This window comes from Solwaraspora sp. WMMD937, assembly GCF_029581175.1.
Lineage (GTDB): Bacteria > Actinomycetota > Actinomycetes > Mycobacteriales > Micromonosporaceae > Micromonospora_E.
This window is the reverse complement of the sequence record NZ_CP120738.1, coordinates 1867871-1884353: the sequence shown is the minus strand read 5'-3', so window position 1 is coordinate 1884353 and position 16483 is coordinate 1867871. Positions and strand designations below refer to the sequence as shown.

13 protein-coding genes and 1 riboswitch are annotated in these 16483 nt (G+C 72.0%); of the genes, 4 read left to right on the top strand and 9 right to left on the bottom strand.

Going from position 1 to position 16483, the window contains the following annotated elements:
- Complete coding sequence (locus O7621_RS08010; RefSeq protein ID WP_282233433.1) at positions 1–879, top strand: peptidase; 879 nt, start codon at positions 1–3, stop codon at positions 877–879.
- A gap of 73 nt (positions 880–952) precedes the next feature.
- Here O7621_RS08010 and O7621_RS08005 read toward each other — a convergent pair whose 3' ends face one another.
- Complete coding sequence (locus O7621_RS08005) at positions 953–1720, bottom strand: hypothetical protein (protein WP_282233432.1); 768 nt, start codon at positions 1718–1720, stop codon at positions 953–955.
- 226 nt (positions 1721–1946) lie between these two features.
- Here O7621_RS08005 and O7621_RS08000 point away from each other — a divergent pair, with 226 nt between their 5' ends.
- Positions 1947–3158 carry an IS110 family transposase gene (locus tag O7621_RS08000; protein WP_282230845.1) on the top strand — a complete coding sequence of 404 codons (1212 nt, stop codon included), beginning with the start codon at positions 1947–1949 and terminating at the stop codon, positions 3156–3158.
- 58 nt (positions 3159–3216) lie between these two features.
- Here the strand turns inward: O7621_RS08000 and O7621_RS07995 are convergent, their stop codons facing one another.
- Complete coding sequence (locus O7621_RS07995) at positions 3217–4359, bottom strand: branched-chain amino acid ABC transporter substrate-binding protein (protein WP_282233431.1); 1143 nt, start codon at positions 4357–4359, stop codon at positions 3217–3219.
- 59 nt (positions 4360–4418) lie between these two features.
- On the opposite strand from O7621_RS07995, the gene O7621_RS07990 reads away from it, so the two are divergent.
- Positions 4419–4901, top strand: a complete 483-nt coding sequence (locus O7621_RS07990) for a hypothetical protein (RefSeq protein ID WP_282233430.1) — start codon at positions 4419–4421, stop codon at positions 4899–4901.
- Between the two features lie 45 nt (positions 4902–4946).
- Here O7621_RS07990 and O7621_RS07985 read toward each other — a convergent pair whose 3' ends face one another.
- The 3 genes from O7621_RS07985 to O7621_RS07975 all read right to left on the bottom strand — a co-directional run bounded on the left by O7621_RS07985 (position 4947) and on the right by O7621_RS07975 (position 8406).
- On the bottom strand, positions 4947–6245 hold the full coding sequence (locus tag O7621_RS07985) for a HAMP domain-containing sensor histidine kinase (RefSeq protein ID WP_282233429.1): 1299 nt from the start codon (positions 6243–6245) through the stop codon (positions 4947–4949).
- Between the two features lie 28 nt (positions 6246–6273).
- Positions 6274–6942, bottom strand: coding sequence for a response regulator transcription factor (locus tag O7621_RS07980; protein WP_282233428.1), 669 nt, complete (start codon positions 6940–6942; stop codon positions 6274–6276).
- A 786-nt stretch (positions 6943–7728) separates the two neighbouring features.
- Positions 7729–8406 (bottom strand): TrkA family potassium uptake protein, encoded by a 678-nt coding sequence (locus O7621_RS07975; protein ID WP_282233427.1) that lies wholly within the window; start codon positions 8404–8406, stop codon positions 7729–7731.
- 256 nt (positions 8407–8662) lie between these two features.
- A riboswitch (cyclic di-AMP (ydaO/yuaA leader) is annotated at positions 8663–8798 on the top strand.
- 2 nt (positions 8799–8800) lie between these two features.
- Here O7621_RS07975 and O7621_RS07970 point away from each other — a divergent pair.
- Complete coding sequence (locus tag O7621_RS07970) at positions 8801–9817, top strand: hypothetical protein (RefSeq protein WP_282233426.1); 1017 nt, start codon at positions 8801–8803, stop codon at positions 9815–9817.
- Between the two features lie 74 nt (positions 9818–9891).
- Here the strand turns inward: O7621_RS07970 and O7621_RS07965 are convergent, their stop codons facing one another.
- The 4 genes from O7621_RS07965 to O7621_RS07950 form a co-directional block, all read right to left on the bottom strand.
- The gene (locus tag O7621_RS07965; RefSeq protein WP_282233425.1) at positions 9892–12261 is read right to left on the bottom strand and encodes a glycoside hydrolase family 65 protein; all 2370 of its coding nucleotides are present in this window, start codon (positions 12259–12261) and stop codon (positions 9892–9894) included.
- Positions 12258–13007 (bottom strand): beta-phosphoglucomutase family hydrolase, encoded by a 750-nt coding sequence (locus O7621_RS07960; RefSeq protein WP_282233424.1) that lies wholly within the window; start codon positions 13005–13007, stop codon positions 12258–12260. Before O7621_RS07960 ends, O7621_RS07965 begins: the two co-directional genes overlap by 4 nt.
- A 96-nt stretch (positions 13008–13103) precedes the next feature.
- The gene (locus O7621_RS07955; RefSeq protein ID WP_282233423.1) at positions 13104–14417 is read right to left on the bottom strand and encodes an ABC transporter ATP-binding protein; all 1314 of its coding nucleotides are present in this window, start codon (positions 14415–14417) and stop codon (positions 13104–13106) included.
- Between the two features lie 126 nt (positions 14418–14543).
- Complete coding sequence (locus O7621_RS07950; protein WP_282233422.1) at positions 14544–16454, bottom strand: glycosyltransferase; 1911 nt, start codon at positions 16452–16454, stop codon at positions 14544–14546.
- Positions 16455–16483: the final 29 nt, after the last annotated feature.

Below are 16483 nucleotides of genomic sequence, written 5' to 3'. Positions count from 1 at the left end.
TTGACCCGTCGTACATCCCGGCTGACCCGCGCCGGCCTGGCCGTCGGCGCCGCTGGCGCCGCCGTCCTCCTTGTCGCGACCCCGGCGGCGGCCGACGGCCCCACCCCGGCACCGGCGGAGGCCACGCTGACCAAGGCCGGCACGTCGTTCCTCACCGCCGCGGCGGTCCACATCGACCAGCCGGTCCGGGTCTCCGCCGCGACCGGCGAGTACCTGTACTGGTCGTTCCCGGCCCAGGCCGGCCAGACCAGCTCGATCGCGGCGACCGTGACCCTCGCCGATGCGGCGACGCGCAGCGGTGCGTCGACCTGGACCATCGACGTGTTCGACGGGCTGCGCCGCCGCCAGCCGTGCACCGCGGGCATGCAGTCACCCGTAGGATCCGCCACCGACCGGCAGGTACGGGCGGGCTGCGTACTGCGGCAGGTCCGGGCCTGGGCGGAGCCGTGGTCCGCCGATCCGCTACCCGGCACCTACTACGTCCGGCTCTCCGTCACCGACCTGCCGGAGCAGGACCTCGGTCTGCCGGTGCAGGTCGAGCTGCGGGTGAGCGCCGATATCTCGGACGACACCAGCCCGGAGGGCGGCCGGCTGGAGGCGCCGCTGACGCCGACCGTACGGCAGGGGGCGGTGCTCACCAGCGCGGCCGACGGCACCGACCCGGCGGACGCCACCGACCCGGCGGACGCCACCGGTCAGGTCAGCGAAGAGTCCTGGTGGGATGGCGTCGTCGGCTGGTTCAGCGACTGGTTGCCCGGCCTGACGAGTCGGTGGATCTGGACGGTGGCCGGTGGTGTACTGGCCGCCGTCGGTGGCGTGGTCGGCTTCGGGCTGACCCGCCGGCCGCGCCACCGGGCCGGCCCCACCGCAGCCGGCTGACCTGTTGACCGGCTGCGGACTCGGTCGGCCCGGCCGGTGGACTCGGTCGGCTGGCGGCCGCCAGCCGGCGCGGTCAGCCGGCGGCCGCCAGCCGGCGCATGGGTTCGGCCGGCAGCCGGCGGCCGACCGCCGCCACCGGCCGACCGCCGGGCGTGCTGTCACCCGCACCGGCGACGGCCGGGTCGATCTCGGTCAGCAGCCGGCGGAACAGCGTCGGGCGGTCCACCCGGATCACGGTGCTGCGCCCGCTGCGCTCGACGACCGTGTGCGGCAGCGCCAACGCCGGCGCGGCACTGCGCAGCAGCGCCGCCGCCGGGGTGCTCACCGAGATGGCGAGCACCCCGGCGGTCCGGTCCGCCGGAGCCAGCAGCGCGGCCATCCGCCAGACGGCCAGCGCAGCGGGGTAGTGCGCGGCCGCCAGCCCGGGACTGCCGAGCATCCGCCGCCCGTCGCGCCACGCGCCGGCCAACGCGCGCAACACCCGGTGGTACCCGTCCGAGGACACCTCGACCCTGGTCAGCGACGTGCATTCGCCGACCGGGCTGGTCACCGACCAGGTGATCGTGGACAGCAGGCGGGCGGTCCGGGCCGCGGCCGCGGGCTGCTCGGTCTGCGCCACCGGTAGCTGCCGGTCCGCGGTAACCGGCGCCGCCCCCAGCCGGCGCCAGCCGACCGGCCGCCGCTCGTTCCAGCAGAATGCGGCCTCCAACAACGGGTACGCGCCGAGCGGGCCGGCCGCGACGGCGCGCAGCACCTTCTCGGTGCCACCACCGGGCCGGTCGCCCGCCCCGGTGCAGGCGTCGCCGGCACCGCCACTGCCAGCCGTGGTCGGTAGGGTCATGACTGAACTCCATAAGGTTGTTGATCGTCTGGGGTTGGTACCTCAGATCCCCGGAGCGCAGGGTGTGGCTGATGACTGCTTGCCGTGAGGTGGCCTCGTGGGAGTGGCCGCCCTGCCGTTCTGGACGCCCCGGCTGCTGATTGAAATCTGTGCGTGGGTCGCTGTTTATGGAGCTGCTGGCGGGGTCGTCCACGGGGTCGAGGTGTAGGAGGGGAGGACGGGCCCGGTGAAGGTCCGCGAGATGATCTGGGTCGGTATCGATGTGGGCAAGACCCATCACCACGCCTGCGCGGTCGATGAGACCGGCAAGGTGGTGTTCAGTAAACGGCTGGTCAACAGCCAGGCCGATATCGAGGCGTTGATCGGCCGGGCGGGCAAGGCCGCCGAGCAGGTGCGGTGGGCTCTGGATATGACCTCGGGCACCGCCGGGTTGCTGCTGGCGGTGCTGCTCGCCGGTCAGGCGCGGGTGCTGTACGTGCCCGGCCGGCTGGTCAACCGGATGGCCGGCGCGTTCGCCGGGGAAGGCAAAAGCGATGCCAAGGACGCGTTCACCATCGCCGAGACCGCCCGGCTGCGTCGCGACCTGACCGCGATCACCAGCCCCGACCAGGTCGTTGCCGATCTGCGGGTGCTCACCGCACGCCGGGAGGACCTGATGGGCGACTGGGTACGCGGCATCAACCGGCTGCGGGCCCTGCTCGCCTCGATCTTCCCGGCCCTGGAGGCGTCGTTCGACTACTCCACCCGCTCGGCGCTGGTCCTGCTGACCGGGTTCCAGACCCCGCAGAGCATCCGAGACGCCGGAGCGGACGGTGTCACGGCGCATCTGCTGGCCGGCGGGGCCTGGCCCAAGGGCATCCCGGCCATGGTGGACAAGGCCCTGGCCGCCGCGGCCGCGCAGACCATCGCGCTGCCCACCGAGGCCACCACCGCACCGCTGATCGCCCGGCTGGCCGAGCAGCTGCTGGACCTGGACCGAGAGATCAAGGACCTCGACAAGCAACTGACCGATCGGTTCGCCGAGCATCCCCACGCGTCGCGGATCACCAGCGTGCCCGGCTTCGGGCCGATCCTCGGGGCCCAGCTGCTCGCCGACACCGGCGGCGACCTGCCCGCCGCGTTCGAGACCGCCGGCCGATTGGCCGCCTACGCCGGCCTGGCGCCGGTACCCCGCGACTCCGGCCGGATACGCGGCAACCTGCGCCGCCCCAAGCGCTACCACCGTGGCCTGCGCCGGGTGTTCTACATGGCCGCCCTGTCCGCGATCAGGCCGGACGGCCCGTCGCGGGTGTTCTACCAGCGCAAACGTGCCGAGGGCAAGCTGCACACCCAGGCGCTGATCGCCCTGGCCCGCCGGCTGATCGATGTCATCTGGGCACTGCTGCGCGACGGCCGCGAGTTCCATGACTCACCACCGCTCACCGCAAACGCGGCTTGACACGATCATTGAAACTCCTCTGCCACGTTCACGGGCGCGCCCGCCAGGGGCGCGCAGGTCAACTTGCCGGGATGGACCGCTCCGCCACGAACCGGCCCTGCTGGACGCGGAACGCCCAGACCACCACCGACGACGCCACCAGCTCGCCGGTGCCGGTCCAGGCGATCCGGGTGGTGACCCCGGGCGCGTCGTAGTCGTCGACGAACGCGGCCATCGCGGCCCGGTCTCCGTGTCCGGCCTGGATTCCGGCGAGGAACACCGTCGCCGCGTCGTACGACTCGGCGGAGTTGGTGCCCGGATCCACCCCGAAGCGTTCCCGGTATCGCTGCGGGAACTCGGCCCCGGCCCGCTCCGGCGGCAGGCAGGGGCAGGTGATCACCACCCCGGTCTCGGCGTCGTCGCCGGCCTCGCGGAGAAAGCCGTCCGCCTTCGCCCCGTCACCGGCGACGAAGGTCGCCGGGATGCCGGCCGCGCGGAGCTGGCGGCGCAGCCGACCGGCTTCCGCGTAGTACCCGCCGTAGAAGACCACGTCGGCGTCGGCGGAACGGATCTGTCCGACGACCGCGCTGAAGTCGGTCGCACCGGCGGCGACCGTCGCCCGCTGCACCACCTTGGCGCCGAGTCCGGCAGCCACCTGGTCGGCCAGCCCCTGGCCGTACGCCCCACCGTCGTCGACGACGAACACCGCCGTGCCGCCCAGCGCCTGGTCGATGTACCGACCGGCGGCACGCCCCTGCGCGGCGTCGTTACCGACCAACCGGTGAAAGGTGGACCAGCCGCGTTCGCTGAGTTCGGTACGGGTCGCCGAGGTGGTGATGGTGGCGACGCCACCCTGGTCGAGGATCGGCAGTGCCGCTTCGGCCTCGCCGGAGAAACCCGGACCGACCACCCCGATGACGCCGGCGTCGTTGACGATCTGCTGGGCCAGCGCGGGGGCCTGCTTCGGGTCGCCCTGCGAATCGAACTCGACCAGTTCCACCGGGCAGTCCGGATGCTCCGCCCGGTACTGGTCGAAGGCCAGGCGGGCACCGTCGCGGACGTTGCCGCCGAGGTCGGCCGAGTCACCGGAGAGCGGGCCGAGGACCGCGATGCGGCTGCCGCAGGCGCTGGCCGGTGCCGCCTGCTCGCCACCGGCCGCGACGCATCCGGTCAGCACCGACAGCAGGCCGAGCACCGCCGTCGGCCGCAGCAACGTGCGCACGTCCACCTCCTGTACCCGGTCGGACCCGCCTATCCTGCTGGTAGGAGCGTGAGGTTTTGATGAGACGGTCGATCCTGGGTGCGGTGCTGACCCTCACCGGGTTGGTCCTCACCGGGTGCAGTGACCCCGGGGCGGGGACCCCGGCGGGTGTCTCCGCCGCGCCGTCGTCCACCGCGACCGGCACCGCGTTGTACGCGGTCGACTCCCGGACGCTGGACGAGATCGTCATCGACGCGCAGGGGTTCGTGCTGTACCGGTCCGACCGGGACACCGCAGCACCGACCTGGTCCGCCTGCGAGGGACAGTGCCGGCAGTCCTGGCTTCCGGCACCCTGTGAGGGCGAGGTACGGGTGGAGGGGATCGACCGGCAGCTGGTTGGCTGCTTCGACCGGCCCGACGGGAGCCGGCAGCTGAGCCTGGCCGGCTGGCCACTGTACGGGTACGCCGGTGACCGGATGCCCGGCGACGCGAACGGTCACGGCCAGTCGGGCATCTGGTTCGCGATCCGCCCTGACGGCGACAACGCGGTCTACGTGCCCTGATCGGGTGGTCCCGGCACACTGGCCTGTCCGCTCGGGCATACCGCCCTACCCGCCCTGACCGCCGGGCAGCCGCAGCCGGGCCTCGGCACCGCCGCCTTCGGCGTTGACCAGCCGCAGCTGCCCGCCGTGCAGTTGCGCCACCCAGCTGGCGATGGCCAGCCCGAGCCCGGTGCCGTCCTCGGTGCCGCTGCGGAACCGCTGCTCAGGTGCGGCCGCGACGGCTTCGCTGAGCCCGGTGCCACGGTCGCGTACCCGTACCGTCGGCGGTCCAGGGGTGACCTCGAGTCGGATCTCGGCCGGCTGGTCGGCGGCCCGACCGTGCTGGACCGCGTTCTGAATCAGGTTGCGCAGCGCGATCCGGACCAGCGCCGGGTCGCCGTACGCCACCACCGCCTCGGTGACCGGCACCGCGCGGTGCGGCGCGACGACGGTGTCGGTCAGCACCTCCTCGGCCAGTTGGTCCAGGCGAAACGGCTCGCGGCGCAGGTCGCGCAGGCCGGCGACGAGCTGGGCCCGGGTGAGCAGGACGGAGACCGAGTCGGCGAGCCGGTCGGCGGAGCGCACCACCTGGCGCAGCGCCGCCGGGCGGCGCTGCGGCTCGGCCAGCGCGGTCTCGGAGACCGCACGGATCACGGTCAACGGGGTGCGCAGCTCGTGCGCGGCGTCGGCGACGAACCGTTCCTGCTGGTTGAGCGCGTCGGCGATGGGCTCGGTGCCGCGGCGGGCGAGCAGGTAACCGCCGGCGCAGGCCAGCGCGGTGAAGCTGACGCCGCCGGCGACCAGGGCCAGGGCCAGCCGCCGGTTGGCGGTCTCGGCCGGCCCGGTGTCGCCGAGCACCACGACGGCGCCGGCCACCGCCCCGGTGACGGCGTGCTGGAACGGCACGGCGAGCAGCGGGGTGGGGGTACCGGCGGTGTCGCCGACCCCACCGGCGAGCTCGGTGCCGGAGGTCCAGACCGTCCGGGCCGGTGCGAGCAGGTTGTCCGGCGGGACGACCGGCAGCCGGGCCGGGTACGCGAAGACCAGGCTGAGGTCGGTTCGGCCAGCCTCGTAGACGTAGACGGCGGTGGTGCCGTTGGCGACCGCGTTGTCGAACAGTTTGTCGAGCTGCAGCGCCCCGGACTCGTAGTAGAGCAGGGCGGCGGCGGTGCTGGCGGTACGCCGCAGCTCGGCGGCGACCACCTCGTCGCGCTGCCGCCCGTCGACCAGCAGCGCGACGGCGCCCATTCCGGCCAGGCCGACCACGTTGATCGCCATCACCAGCAGCGTGATCCGGATCCGCAGGTTGCGCAGCCGGTCGGCGGTCTGCAGCGGCTTGCCGCCCCGCCGGTCGCGGCGGTTCACGACGGCGCCCCGCCGATTCGGCCGGCGGTCACGGCGGCGCCCCGCCAACCCGGTAGCCGACCCCGCGTACGGTGTGGATCAGCTGCGGCTCGCCGAGCTTGCGGCGCAGCTGGGCGACCACCGCGTCCACCACGTTCGAGCTGGGGTCGGCGAGCTCGTCCCAGCAGTGTTCGAACAGGTCGCTCCGGCTGACCACCGCTGGGCGCCGGACCAGCAGCATCTCCAGGACGGCGAACTCCTTGCGGGTGAGCGTCAGTAGGACGCCGGCGCGGCGCACCTCCCGGCGGGCGGCGTCGACCTCCAGATCCGCCACCCGCAGCAGCGGCGGGGTGGTGGCGCCGCGGCGTCGGCAGAGCGCCCGGACCCGCAGCACCAGTTCGGCGGTGACGAAGGGCTTCACCACGTAGTCGTCGACACCGGCCTGGAAGCCGGCGATCCGATCCCCGGCGCTGTCCAGCGCGGTGAGCACCAGGGCCGGTGTGGTGAGCCCGGCCCGCCGTCGGTGGCCGAGCTGGTGCAGTGAGTCGCCTTCCGGGAGGATCCGGTCGAGCACCAGGCAGTCGTAGTCGTTGATGCTCATGCTCAGGTCGGCCTGGCTCCAGTCGGCCGCCTGGTCGACGGCGAATCCGCCGGAGCGCAGCGCGGTGACGACGGCGCTGCGTACCTCGGGGTCGTCCTCGACCACCAGCACCCGCATGCGGGCGAGGCTAGCAAGCCGCCGTCACCAGCGCGTCTTTGACGAGGGGTCCACCCGAGGACGTGCACCGGTCGCCGTTGAGCAGGAAGTTCGTCGGTGGCGGGTTGCTCGCCGAGTAGCTAGCCGGGCACCACCGCGCCGGCGGCGCGTGACCGGGTCGTCCGGTCGCGACCAGCTGATCGACCGACTGTGAGCTTGCCCACTACCTATCGACGAGCCTCGAACCCTTGCGGGACGACGGAAGGGCCCGGGCCGATCGTCACCGCAGACCGGGCGCGGCGGCCCAGCCACTGGCCAGGCCCTAATATACAACGAAGCCTGCCGATGCATCGGCAGGCTGGGCAGCGCTGTCGGACAGACCGGCGTCGCGGTCCTGACTTGTCGGCGATTCCCCGCCGTAACAATCGAGGACTAGCGTGGGGACGGGGAGGGCAACCCCCGTCCCCACCATCAGTTGCTAAACACGCACGAGCGGTCTGGCGTCCAGGTCGTGCGTGACGCGCGGGAGCCGGGCCACGCGAGTGGCTCTGGTTCCACCTCCTCTCGACAGGTGGTGCGCGGGCTGGCGGCGGAGTCCGGGCTTGGCCCGCCGCCAGCCCGGGGAGCTGTGCGGTTGACACGGTGATGTCGCCATCGCCGCGCCACGCGTCGACTACTTCAACGGGGGCACATCCATCGATGGAAGCGCTCCCATGCAGGGACTGTAGCCTGAGTCACGAGTTTGCGAAAGTCCAGCGGCTGATCAGCTCACGAAATGAAGGTGTGATGAGGCGGTCACGCCCATGTTCACCGGCCGAACTGCTGAACCGCCGTGGTCGCCCCGGCGACGATCAGCAGCGCATCCGGCGGGATCAACGTCTCAGGTCCCGCGTACCTCAGCTGCTGGTCCCGCTCCTTGATCCCGACCACCGTAATGCCGTACCGCTGACGTAGCCGGGACTCGGCCAACGTCCGGCCGGCGGCGTCCGGCGGGGCGCAGACCTTGGCGATGGCGAACCCGTCGTCGAACTCGATGAAGTCGAGCATCCGACTGGCCAGCAGGTGGGCCACCCGGTCACCCATCGCCGCCTCCGGAAAGATCACATGGTGCGCGCCGACTGAGGCGAGGATCCGGCCGTGCTTGGCGGTGATCGCCTTTGCCCAGACCTCCGGGACACCCAGTTCGGTCAGCGCCACCACGGTGAGGATGCTTGCCTCGACGTCCGAGCCGATGCCGACCACCGCGCGGGGGTAGTCGGCGACGCCACACTGGCGCAACGCCCGGTCATCGGTCGAATCCGCCTCGACCACCCTCGGCAGCCGCTCGGACCAGCGGTGCACCCGTTTGGGATGCTCGTCGATACCCAGCACGTCGTGGCCGAGGCGGAGCAGAGACTGGGCGACCTGACCACCGAACCGGCCGAGGCCGATCACCACCACGCTGTCGGCGTCCGGCGGCCCGACCGGGGAATCGTCATCTCTCACCGAGGATCCGTCCGACGCTACGACTTTCCCGCTTTTCCTCATACGCACTGTAGTCAGCCGCTAACCTCGGCGCAGCGATATCCCGGCCCCTGACGACTTGTCGTACGCCGCCGGACGCAGAAAGTGGACATCACCGAAAGTCGTTGCCTGGTAACGGATTTTTCCAGCTCAGTCAGGATTGTCGAGGTGTTGATGCCGGTGACCGATCCGGTAAGCTTGCCGGCGGTCTCCGCCAGGCGGCGCCCACCGGTGCCGGCGGTGACCGCCGCCCAATCACCCTCCGGGGTGAGCCGGGGAACCACGTTTCCACCGGGGTGAATCCGCGCCAGCGGTAGGGATCGTTCCGTCCCGAACCCGTCAGCTAACTCGGTCGGCGGCCAAGGAAAGGAACAGGATGACCGCACCCCTCCGCCGGCGGATTCCGACGGCTGCGGCGCTCGCCGCCGTCGCCGCCCTGCTCGCCGGCTTCGTCGTAGCGTCGCCGGCCGCCGCTCAGGATCCGGACGACGAAGGCGCCCCGCCACTGCTCAGCGAAGTGCTCGAATCGACCGGCCGAGGCTTCGTCGAAGCCAAGGCGGCGGTCGACGAGTCCCGCAAACGCCAGTTGAAGCTCAACCTCGAGTTGGAAAAGGTCGAGGAGCGGATAGCGGCGCTGACCCCACAGATCGGCCAGGTCGCCTCCAACTCGTACCGCCTCGGTCGGATCACCCCGGTGATGGTCCTGCTCAACAGCGCAGACCCGGACGCGTTGCTGGAACGCGCCGAAGGCCTGGACATGATCGCCATGCACGACAACAAGCGGATTCGGCAGCTCAACGAGGCCCGCGAACAGGCCGCCCGGGCGGTCGCCGCGATCGACGCCGAAGTGGCCCGCGAGGAACAGCAACTCGAGGCGATGGCCCGACAGAAGAAAGAGGCCGAAAAGGCCCTCCAACTGGTCGGCGCGGTCGCCACCAACGGGTTCGTCTCGGCCACCTCGCCGGTCGCCGCCCAGGCGCCGCGTAACTCGGACGGTTCCTGGCCGTCCCAGTCGTGCAGTCTGGACGACCCCACCACGAGCGGCTGCATCACGCCGCGCACCATGCACGCGCTGAACGAAGCGAAGAAGGCCGGCTTCACCCGCTTCGTCTCCTGCTTCCGCCCCGGTGGGCCGTTCGAGCACCCCAAGGGGCGGGCCTGCGACTTCTCCGCCCAGCAGCAGGGGTTCGGCGGCGACGCCTTCGGCGACGACCGGCTGTACGGCAACAACCTGACCGCCTTCCTGGTCCGCAACGCCGACAAGCTGGGCATCCTCTACGTCATCTGGTACCGCCAGTTCTGGTCACCGACCACCGGTTGGAGTTCGTACAGCGGTGCCGGCGGCGACCCGAACAGCGACCACACCAACCACGTACACCTGTCCCTGCTGTGACCACCTGACCTCGCTTCGCGCGGTGCCGGGCCGGGCCGGCACCGCGCGAAGAAACTGTCAGCCGGTACGCGCCGTCAGCCGGTACGCGCCGACCGGCGTACCGGTGACCGGCCGGTCGGCTGCTGCGGCGGCGGACCGACCGGATTGGCCGGCGGGATCGCCCGGGTGACCGGCTTGTCCGCAGCCACCGTGATCGGCTCGCCGTGGTGAGTGAGGTCAACGGTGGCGTTCGGGTCGACGTCACGCAGCGAATAGGTCACCTCGTCGTGTTGGACCGCCACCCGCAGCCGCAGGCCCCGCCACATCATGGCGAACTCCAGCCGGTTGATCCGCTGCGGCAACCGGGGAGCGAAGGCCAGCTCCCCGCCGTGGTCACGCATCCCCCCGAAGCCGGCGACCAGCGCGAGCCACGCCCCGGCCAGGGCGGCCACGTGGATGCCGTCGCGGGTGTTGCGGTTGATGTCGTGCAGGTCCATCAACGCGGCCTCACCCATGTAGTCGTGGGCGAGCTCCAGATGGCCGGTCTCCGCGGCGATCACCGACTGGGTGCACGCCGACAACGACGAGTCCCGCACCGTACGCCGCTCGTAGTAGGCGAAGTTGCGGGCCTTCTCCTCCTCGGTGAACGCGTCGCCCCGCCAGTGCATCGCCAGCGCCAGGTCGGCCTGCTTGACCACCTGCTTGCGGTACAGATCGAAGTACGGGTAGTGCAGCAGCAGCGGATAGTGGTCCTGCGGGGTGCCGGCGAAGTCCCACTCCTGGTGCCGGGTGAACCCGGCCGACTGCGGGTGCACGCCCAGCTCGTCGTCGTACGGGACGTGCATCGACAGCGCCGCGTCCCGCCAGGCCGCGGTCTCCTCGTCGTCGACGCCGAGCACCCAGGCCCGGTCGGCGTAGCGCAGCGCGCAGTCGGCAGCGGTCAGCAGGTTCCGCTGCGCCATCAGGTTGGTGTAGATGTTGTCGTCGACCACGGCGGTGTACTCGTCCGGCCCGGTCACCCCGTCGATGTGGAACCGGCCGTGCCGGTCGTGGTGGCCCAGCGAACGCCACAACCGAGCGGTCTCCACCAGCAGTTCCAGGCCGATCTCCCGCTCGAACTCGACGTCCCCGGTGGCGTGCACGTACCGCCGGACCGCGTCGGCGATGTCGGCCGCCACGTGGAACGCGGCCGTGCCGGCCGGCCAGTACGCCGAGCACTCCTGGCCGCGGATGGTCCGCCACGGGAACGCCGCCCCGTTGAGCCCGAGCATCCGGGCCCGCTCCCGCGCCTGGTCCAGGGTCGAGTGCCGCCAGCGCAGCACCGAGGCGACCGCCCCCGGCTGGGTGTAGGTCAGCACCGGCAGCACGAACATCTCGGTGTCCCAGAAGGCATGCCCGTCGTACCCCGGGCCGGTCAGCCCTTTCGCCGCGATCGGCCGCTGCTCGGCTCGGGCACCGGCCTGCAGCACGTGGAACAGCCCGAACCGGACCGCCTGCTGGATCTCCGGGTCGCCGTCCACCCGCACGTCCGAGTGGCCCCAGAAGTCGTCGAGGTACTTGCGCTGCTCGGCGCAGAGCCCTTCCCAGCTGGAGATCCGGGCGCCGGCCAACGCCGCGCCGACCTGGTCGCGCAGCGCCGGCAACGAGCGCTGGCTGGACCAGCCGTACGTCAGCAGCTTCACCATCCGCAGCCGCTGCCCCGGCTCCAGCAGGCAGGAGACGGTGGTCCGGACCCAGTCGTCGAAACCCTCGGTGCTGACCGAGACCTCGCCGGGGCCGTCGATCTCGTGCCCCATCGCCGCCGCCATCCGCAGCCCGCTGGCCTTGGTCCGGTGGATGAGCAGCCCGCCGTCGGGCTGCACCAGCCGCTCCTCGGCCTGCAGCGGCGTCTCCAGCACCGCGGCGACGCGCGGGTCCTTGCTCTGTGCCGGCAGCTCCTCGTTGGCGACCAGCTCGGACTGCACGATGATGCGCAACGGCTCGTCGACCGCCTCCACCTCGAAGCAGATCGCCGCGACCGCCCGTTGGGTGAACGACACCAGCCGGGTGCTGCGGACCCGGGCGGTACGCCCGGCCGGCGAGCGCCACTCCAGCCGGCGGTCCAGCAGACCGGCCCGCAGGTCGAGCACCCGCTCGTGGGAGAGCAGGTCGCCGTAGCGCACGTCGAACGGCTCGTCGTCGATCAGCAGCCGGATCGGTTTGCCGTTGGTGACGTTGACCAGCGTCTGGCCGGACTCGGGGAAGCCGTAGCCGGCTTCGGCGTACGGCAGCGGCCGCAACTCGTAGAACGAGTTGAGGTAGGTGCCGGGCAGCCCGTGCGGTTCGCCCTCGTCCAGGTTGCCGCGGAAACCGACGTGCCCGTTCGCGAGGGCGAAGACCGACTCCGACTGGGCCAGGATGTCGAAGTCGAGCCGGGTCTCCCGCACGTGCCAGGGCTCCACCGGGTAGGCCCGCTCCCGGATCACCGTTCGGCTCCGACCAGCAACTCCCCCAGATCGCTCACCACGATGTCGGCACCGTTGGCGAGCAGCTCGTCACCGATGCCGACCCGGTCGACACCGATGACACAGCCGAACTCCCCCGCACGCGCCGCCGTCACGCCGGCCAGCGCGTCCTCGAACACCGCGGCGTTGCCCGGCTCGACGCCGAGCTGCGCGGCAGCGGCCAGAAACGTGTCCGGTTCCGGCTTGCCCCGCAGGCCCTTTTCGCGCGCGATCACCCCGTCTACCCGCACCTCGACCAACTCCTCAATCCCCGCCGCGATCAGCACGTCCCGGCAGTTGGCGCTGGCCGAGACGACGGCCCGGTGCAGCCCGACCCAACGGGCAGCATGAAGGTAGGCCAATGAACCGTCGTAGACCTGCACCCCGTCTTCGGCGATGCGTCGCAGCAGCACCTCGTTCTTCCGGGTGCCGATGCCGTACACGGTGTCGGCCTCCGGGGGGTCGTCCGCCGACCCCTCGGGAAGCTCAACGCCTCGCGAGGCGAGGAAGGAACGCACCCCGTCGGCTCGTGGCCGACCGTCGACGTACCGGCTGTAGTCGGCGCCCGGATCGAATGGCTGGAACGGCTCGCCGGTCTCGTCGGCGCGGGCGCGGAGGAAGGTGTTGAAGATTTCCTCCCACGCCGCGTTGTGCACTTTCGCGGTCTGAGTCAACACCCCATCGAGGTCGAACAGGCAGGCGGTCACATGAGCGGGTAGACCGAGCACGCAGCCAATCTAACCTGATCTCCGGTCGGCCGGCTCGGTTTCCACCGGCGCGCCAGCCCATGGTGACCAGTCAGTTGCTCATCGCCATCTGCCCTCTCATCGCCAGCCGACGTCGATCCGGTCGCCCCGTTCGTCGAAGAAGTGCAGGGCGTCCATCCGGACCGAGACGGCCAGTGGATGGCCGGGGGTGACCGCCGGGTACGGAGCCAGTCGCACGGCCAGCTCGGCCGGCCGGCGGTGGTGCCGCCCCGGGTCGCTGAGCACGCTCTCCCGGTCCGGGCCGGACTCGGCCGACTGCTCGCCGACGGCCGCCCGGCCGACGGACCGACCGGTGAGCCGCTGCATCACGCTGCCGAACCGGCGCAGGCGGCCGCCGGCACCGGTCGGCTCCACCGCCGTGCCGGCGAGGTCGTCGACCACGATCGCGGTGGCCCCGATGTCGAGGTAGGCCAGCGACTCGTGGCCGTGGTGTTCGAGGAACCGGATCCGGCCCTGCAGCACGTCACCCGGGCTACCGGGGGCTACCGGGGTCAGGGCCTCGGCCCGCAGGCCGACCACGATGCGTTCCCCGTGGTAGTGCGACACGGCACGGGCGCGCAGATCGGTCCAGGGCAGGTAGAGGGTCTGTTCGCCCAGGTTGAGCGCGACATAGCGGTCGAGATGGACGTAGACCGACGCCTCCAGCAGGTTCATCCGAGGGCTGCCGAGGAACGCGGCGACGTAGAGGGTGGCCGGCCGACCGTACACCTCGGTCGGGGTGCCGACGTCCTGCAGCACGCCCTTGCGCATGATCGCCACCCGGTCGGCCATGGTGAGCGCCTCGGCCTGGTCGTGGGTGACGTAGACGGTGCTGACGCCGAGCTCGCGGACCAGCCCGGAGATCTCCGCCCGCAGTTCGGCCCGCAGCCCGCTGTCCAGGTTGGATAGCGGCTCGTCCATCAGGAACAGGCCGGGACGGCGGACGATGGCCCGCCCCATCGCCACCCGTTGCCGCTGGCCACCGGATAGCTGACTGGGCTTGCGGGCGAGTACGTCGCCGATGCCCAACGCGCTGGCGACGTCCGCCACTCGCTCCTGCCGGGACGCCATCTCCACTCCGGACAGGCGCAGCGGGAAGGCGATGTTGTCCCCCACCGACATGTGCGGATAGAGGGCGAAGTCCTGGAAGACCATCGCGACCCGGCGGTCCCGGGGCGGAATGTCGTTGGCCAACTCGCCGTCCAGCAGCACCGCACCGCTGCTCGGATCCTCCAGCCCGGCGATCATCCGCAGCACGGTCGACTTGCCGCAGCCGGACGGGCCGAGGAGCACCATGAACTCACCGTCGTTGACGTCGAGGTTCACCTTGTCGACGGCGACGGTCCCGTCGGCAAAGACCTTGGATACATCCTTGAGCGCGACGGTGGTCACCGTCACCTCCCCCAGCCATCGGTTGCCGGCCCCCGAATGACTGTGACGAGCACCATCGCCCTGGCACATCGGGTAAACGTGCCATGTTCATATTGTGACAGCTCGATTACCAGGAGGTCGGGTGGATTACCGAGCGGTTACTTCGGGTAGTCCGACCGGCGACGTACCGAACTCCGGATGCCGGGGCACCCCGTCCCACTGCTGGCCACCTCGACGTAGGAAGTAGTCGAGACCGGCGTCCCAGGTGTGCCCGGCCGCCCGCCGTTCGTACAGGTAGCCGAGCGGATGGGTGCGGTAGATCAGCCCGCCGGCACGCAGCACCCGGTCCATCAGGCCACGGTCCACCGACCGAGGCACCGGCCGCCAACCACCGACCGCCTCCAGGTCACCGCGCGCCATCAACATCGTGCCGCCGGCTACCGGGGCGCCGTACGCCTCCGGCGGCACCGCGGCCCGGCGGACCGTGACCCCGAGCATCTGCAGCACCACGAACTCGGCCGCCTTGCCGACCAGCATCGCGCCCGAGTACTCCCGGGCCAGCACCAGGTCCCAGATGTGCTCCGGGCCGTACACGTCGTCGTCGTCGACCTTGGTGACCAGGCTGCCCCGCGCCCGCGCGGTAGCCGCGCCCATCACCTCGCCGAAGCTGAACCCGGCCGGCGCGCTGAAGATCTGGATCGGGCGGCCACACTCACCGAGCCGCGCCCGCAGGTCCGCCGTCAACTCGATACCGTGCAGGCAGAGCACGATCTCCAGTTCCGGGTAGGTCTGCCCGGCCAGCTGCCGCACCACGTCCGGCAGGTACTCGGGCCGCCGGGTGACCAGCACCGCGCTCACCGACGGCGGTGCCGCCAGCGCCGGAAACGTGTCGGCGGTGACGTCACCGGCGGCGAACGCGGCGGCGTGCCCACGCAACGCCGCCGACCGCTGCCGTACGCTGCGGATCTCCCACTCCAACGGATCCGCGCCGACCCCGGGCAGGTCGCTGTGCAGCACCGCCAGCAACGGCTCGGCCAGCCGGTCCGCCACCGCCGGGGGCAGTTGCGGCACCCGCAGCACGGCACCGGTCGCCGCCAGCTGGGCCAGCAGCGTCGCCTCCGCCGCCGGCGCGACCGCCGGCACGTCGGGGCAGATCAGATGGGTGAACCGGCGGATCGCCGCCAGCTGGTCGCCGGACAGCGGCACGCCGGCCAACCCGCCGCGCGCCACCGGCACCGCACCGGCCGGCTCAGCACCGGCTCCGGCTGCCGGTGCCGGATCGGACTCAGCCGGCCGCACCTGCCAGCCCGGCACCGGGTCGCCGGGCAGGAACTCCAGCACCCCGATCGGCTCCGTCGGCCCGTACCGGCGGCCCCGGCCGACCGGGTTCGCCACCGCCGAATCGATCAGCACCAGCGGCTGCCGGTTGGCCACCCGGGCACCGGTGCCACCGGCGGTCACCGCCACCCCGACCAGGTCCGCCGCGGCGGCCAGCGTCGCCGCGTCCGGGGCGAGCGCCACGTCGTACCCACGGATCTCGGGGTTCGTCGTCAACGCCCCGGTCACCGAGTGGTTGGCGTCGACCGGCAGCCAGCCGGGCGCCACCCCGACCGCAGCGACGTCGGCGCTGGCCGGTCGGGGCAACGGCCGGACCGGCGCCAGCACCGCCAGCGCGGCGGTGAGCAGATCGTGCAGCGGGACCGGCTCGGCCAGGTCGACGCTGAGCCGTGCGTTGCCGCCACCGCGCGGCAGCCGCACCCGGTGCCGCCGCAGGCCCGGTACCGGACCCAGGCGGCCGGACCAGCCGGCGGTCGGCGGACGCCAACGGCGTACCCGGACCACCAGCTGGCGGGTCGGCGTGGCCGCGGCCGGCTCAGCCAACAGGCGGCGCAGCGCCGCCACCGAGTCAGCGTCCACCAGCGCCCGGCGGGCCGCCCCGGTGGTCGGCCCGGACACCGGACGGCCGTCCGGTCGATCAGTCAACCGGACCCGCCACCACCAGCGCCGGTGATCGGGGCTCCCGCCGCGCACGACGCCACCCACCGCATTCTCCGCCACCTGCGCCACCTTGTCGTTCCGGCTCGGAG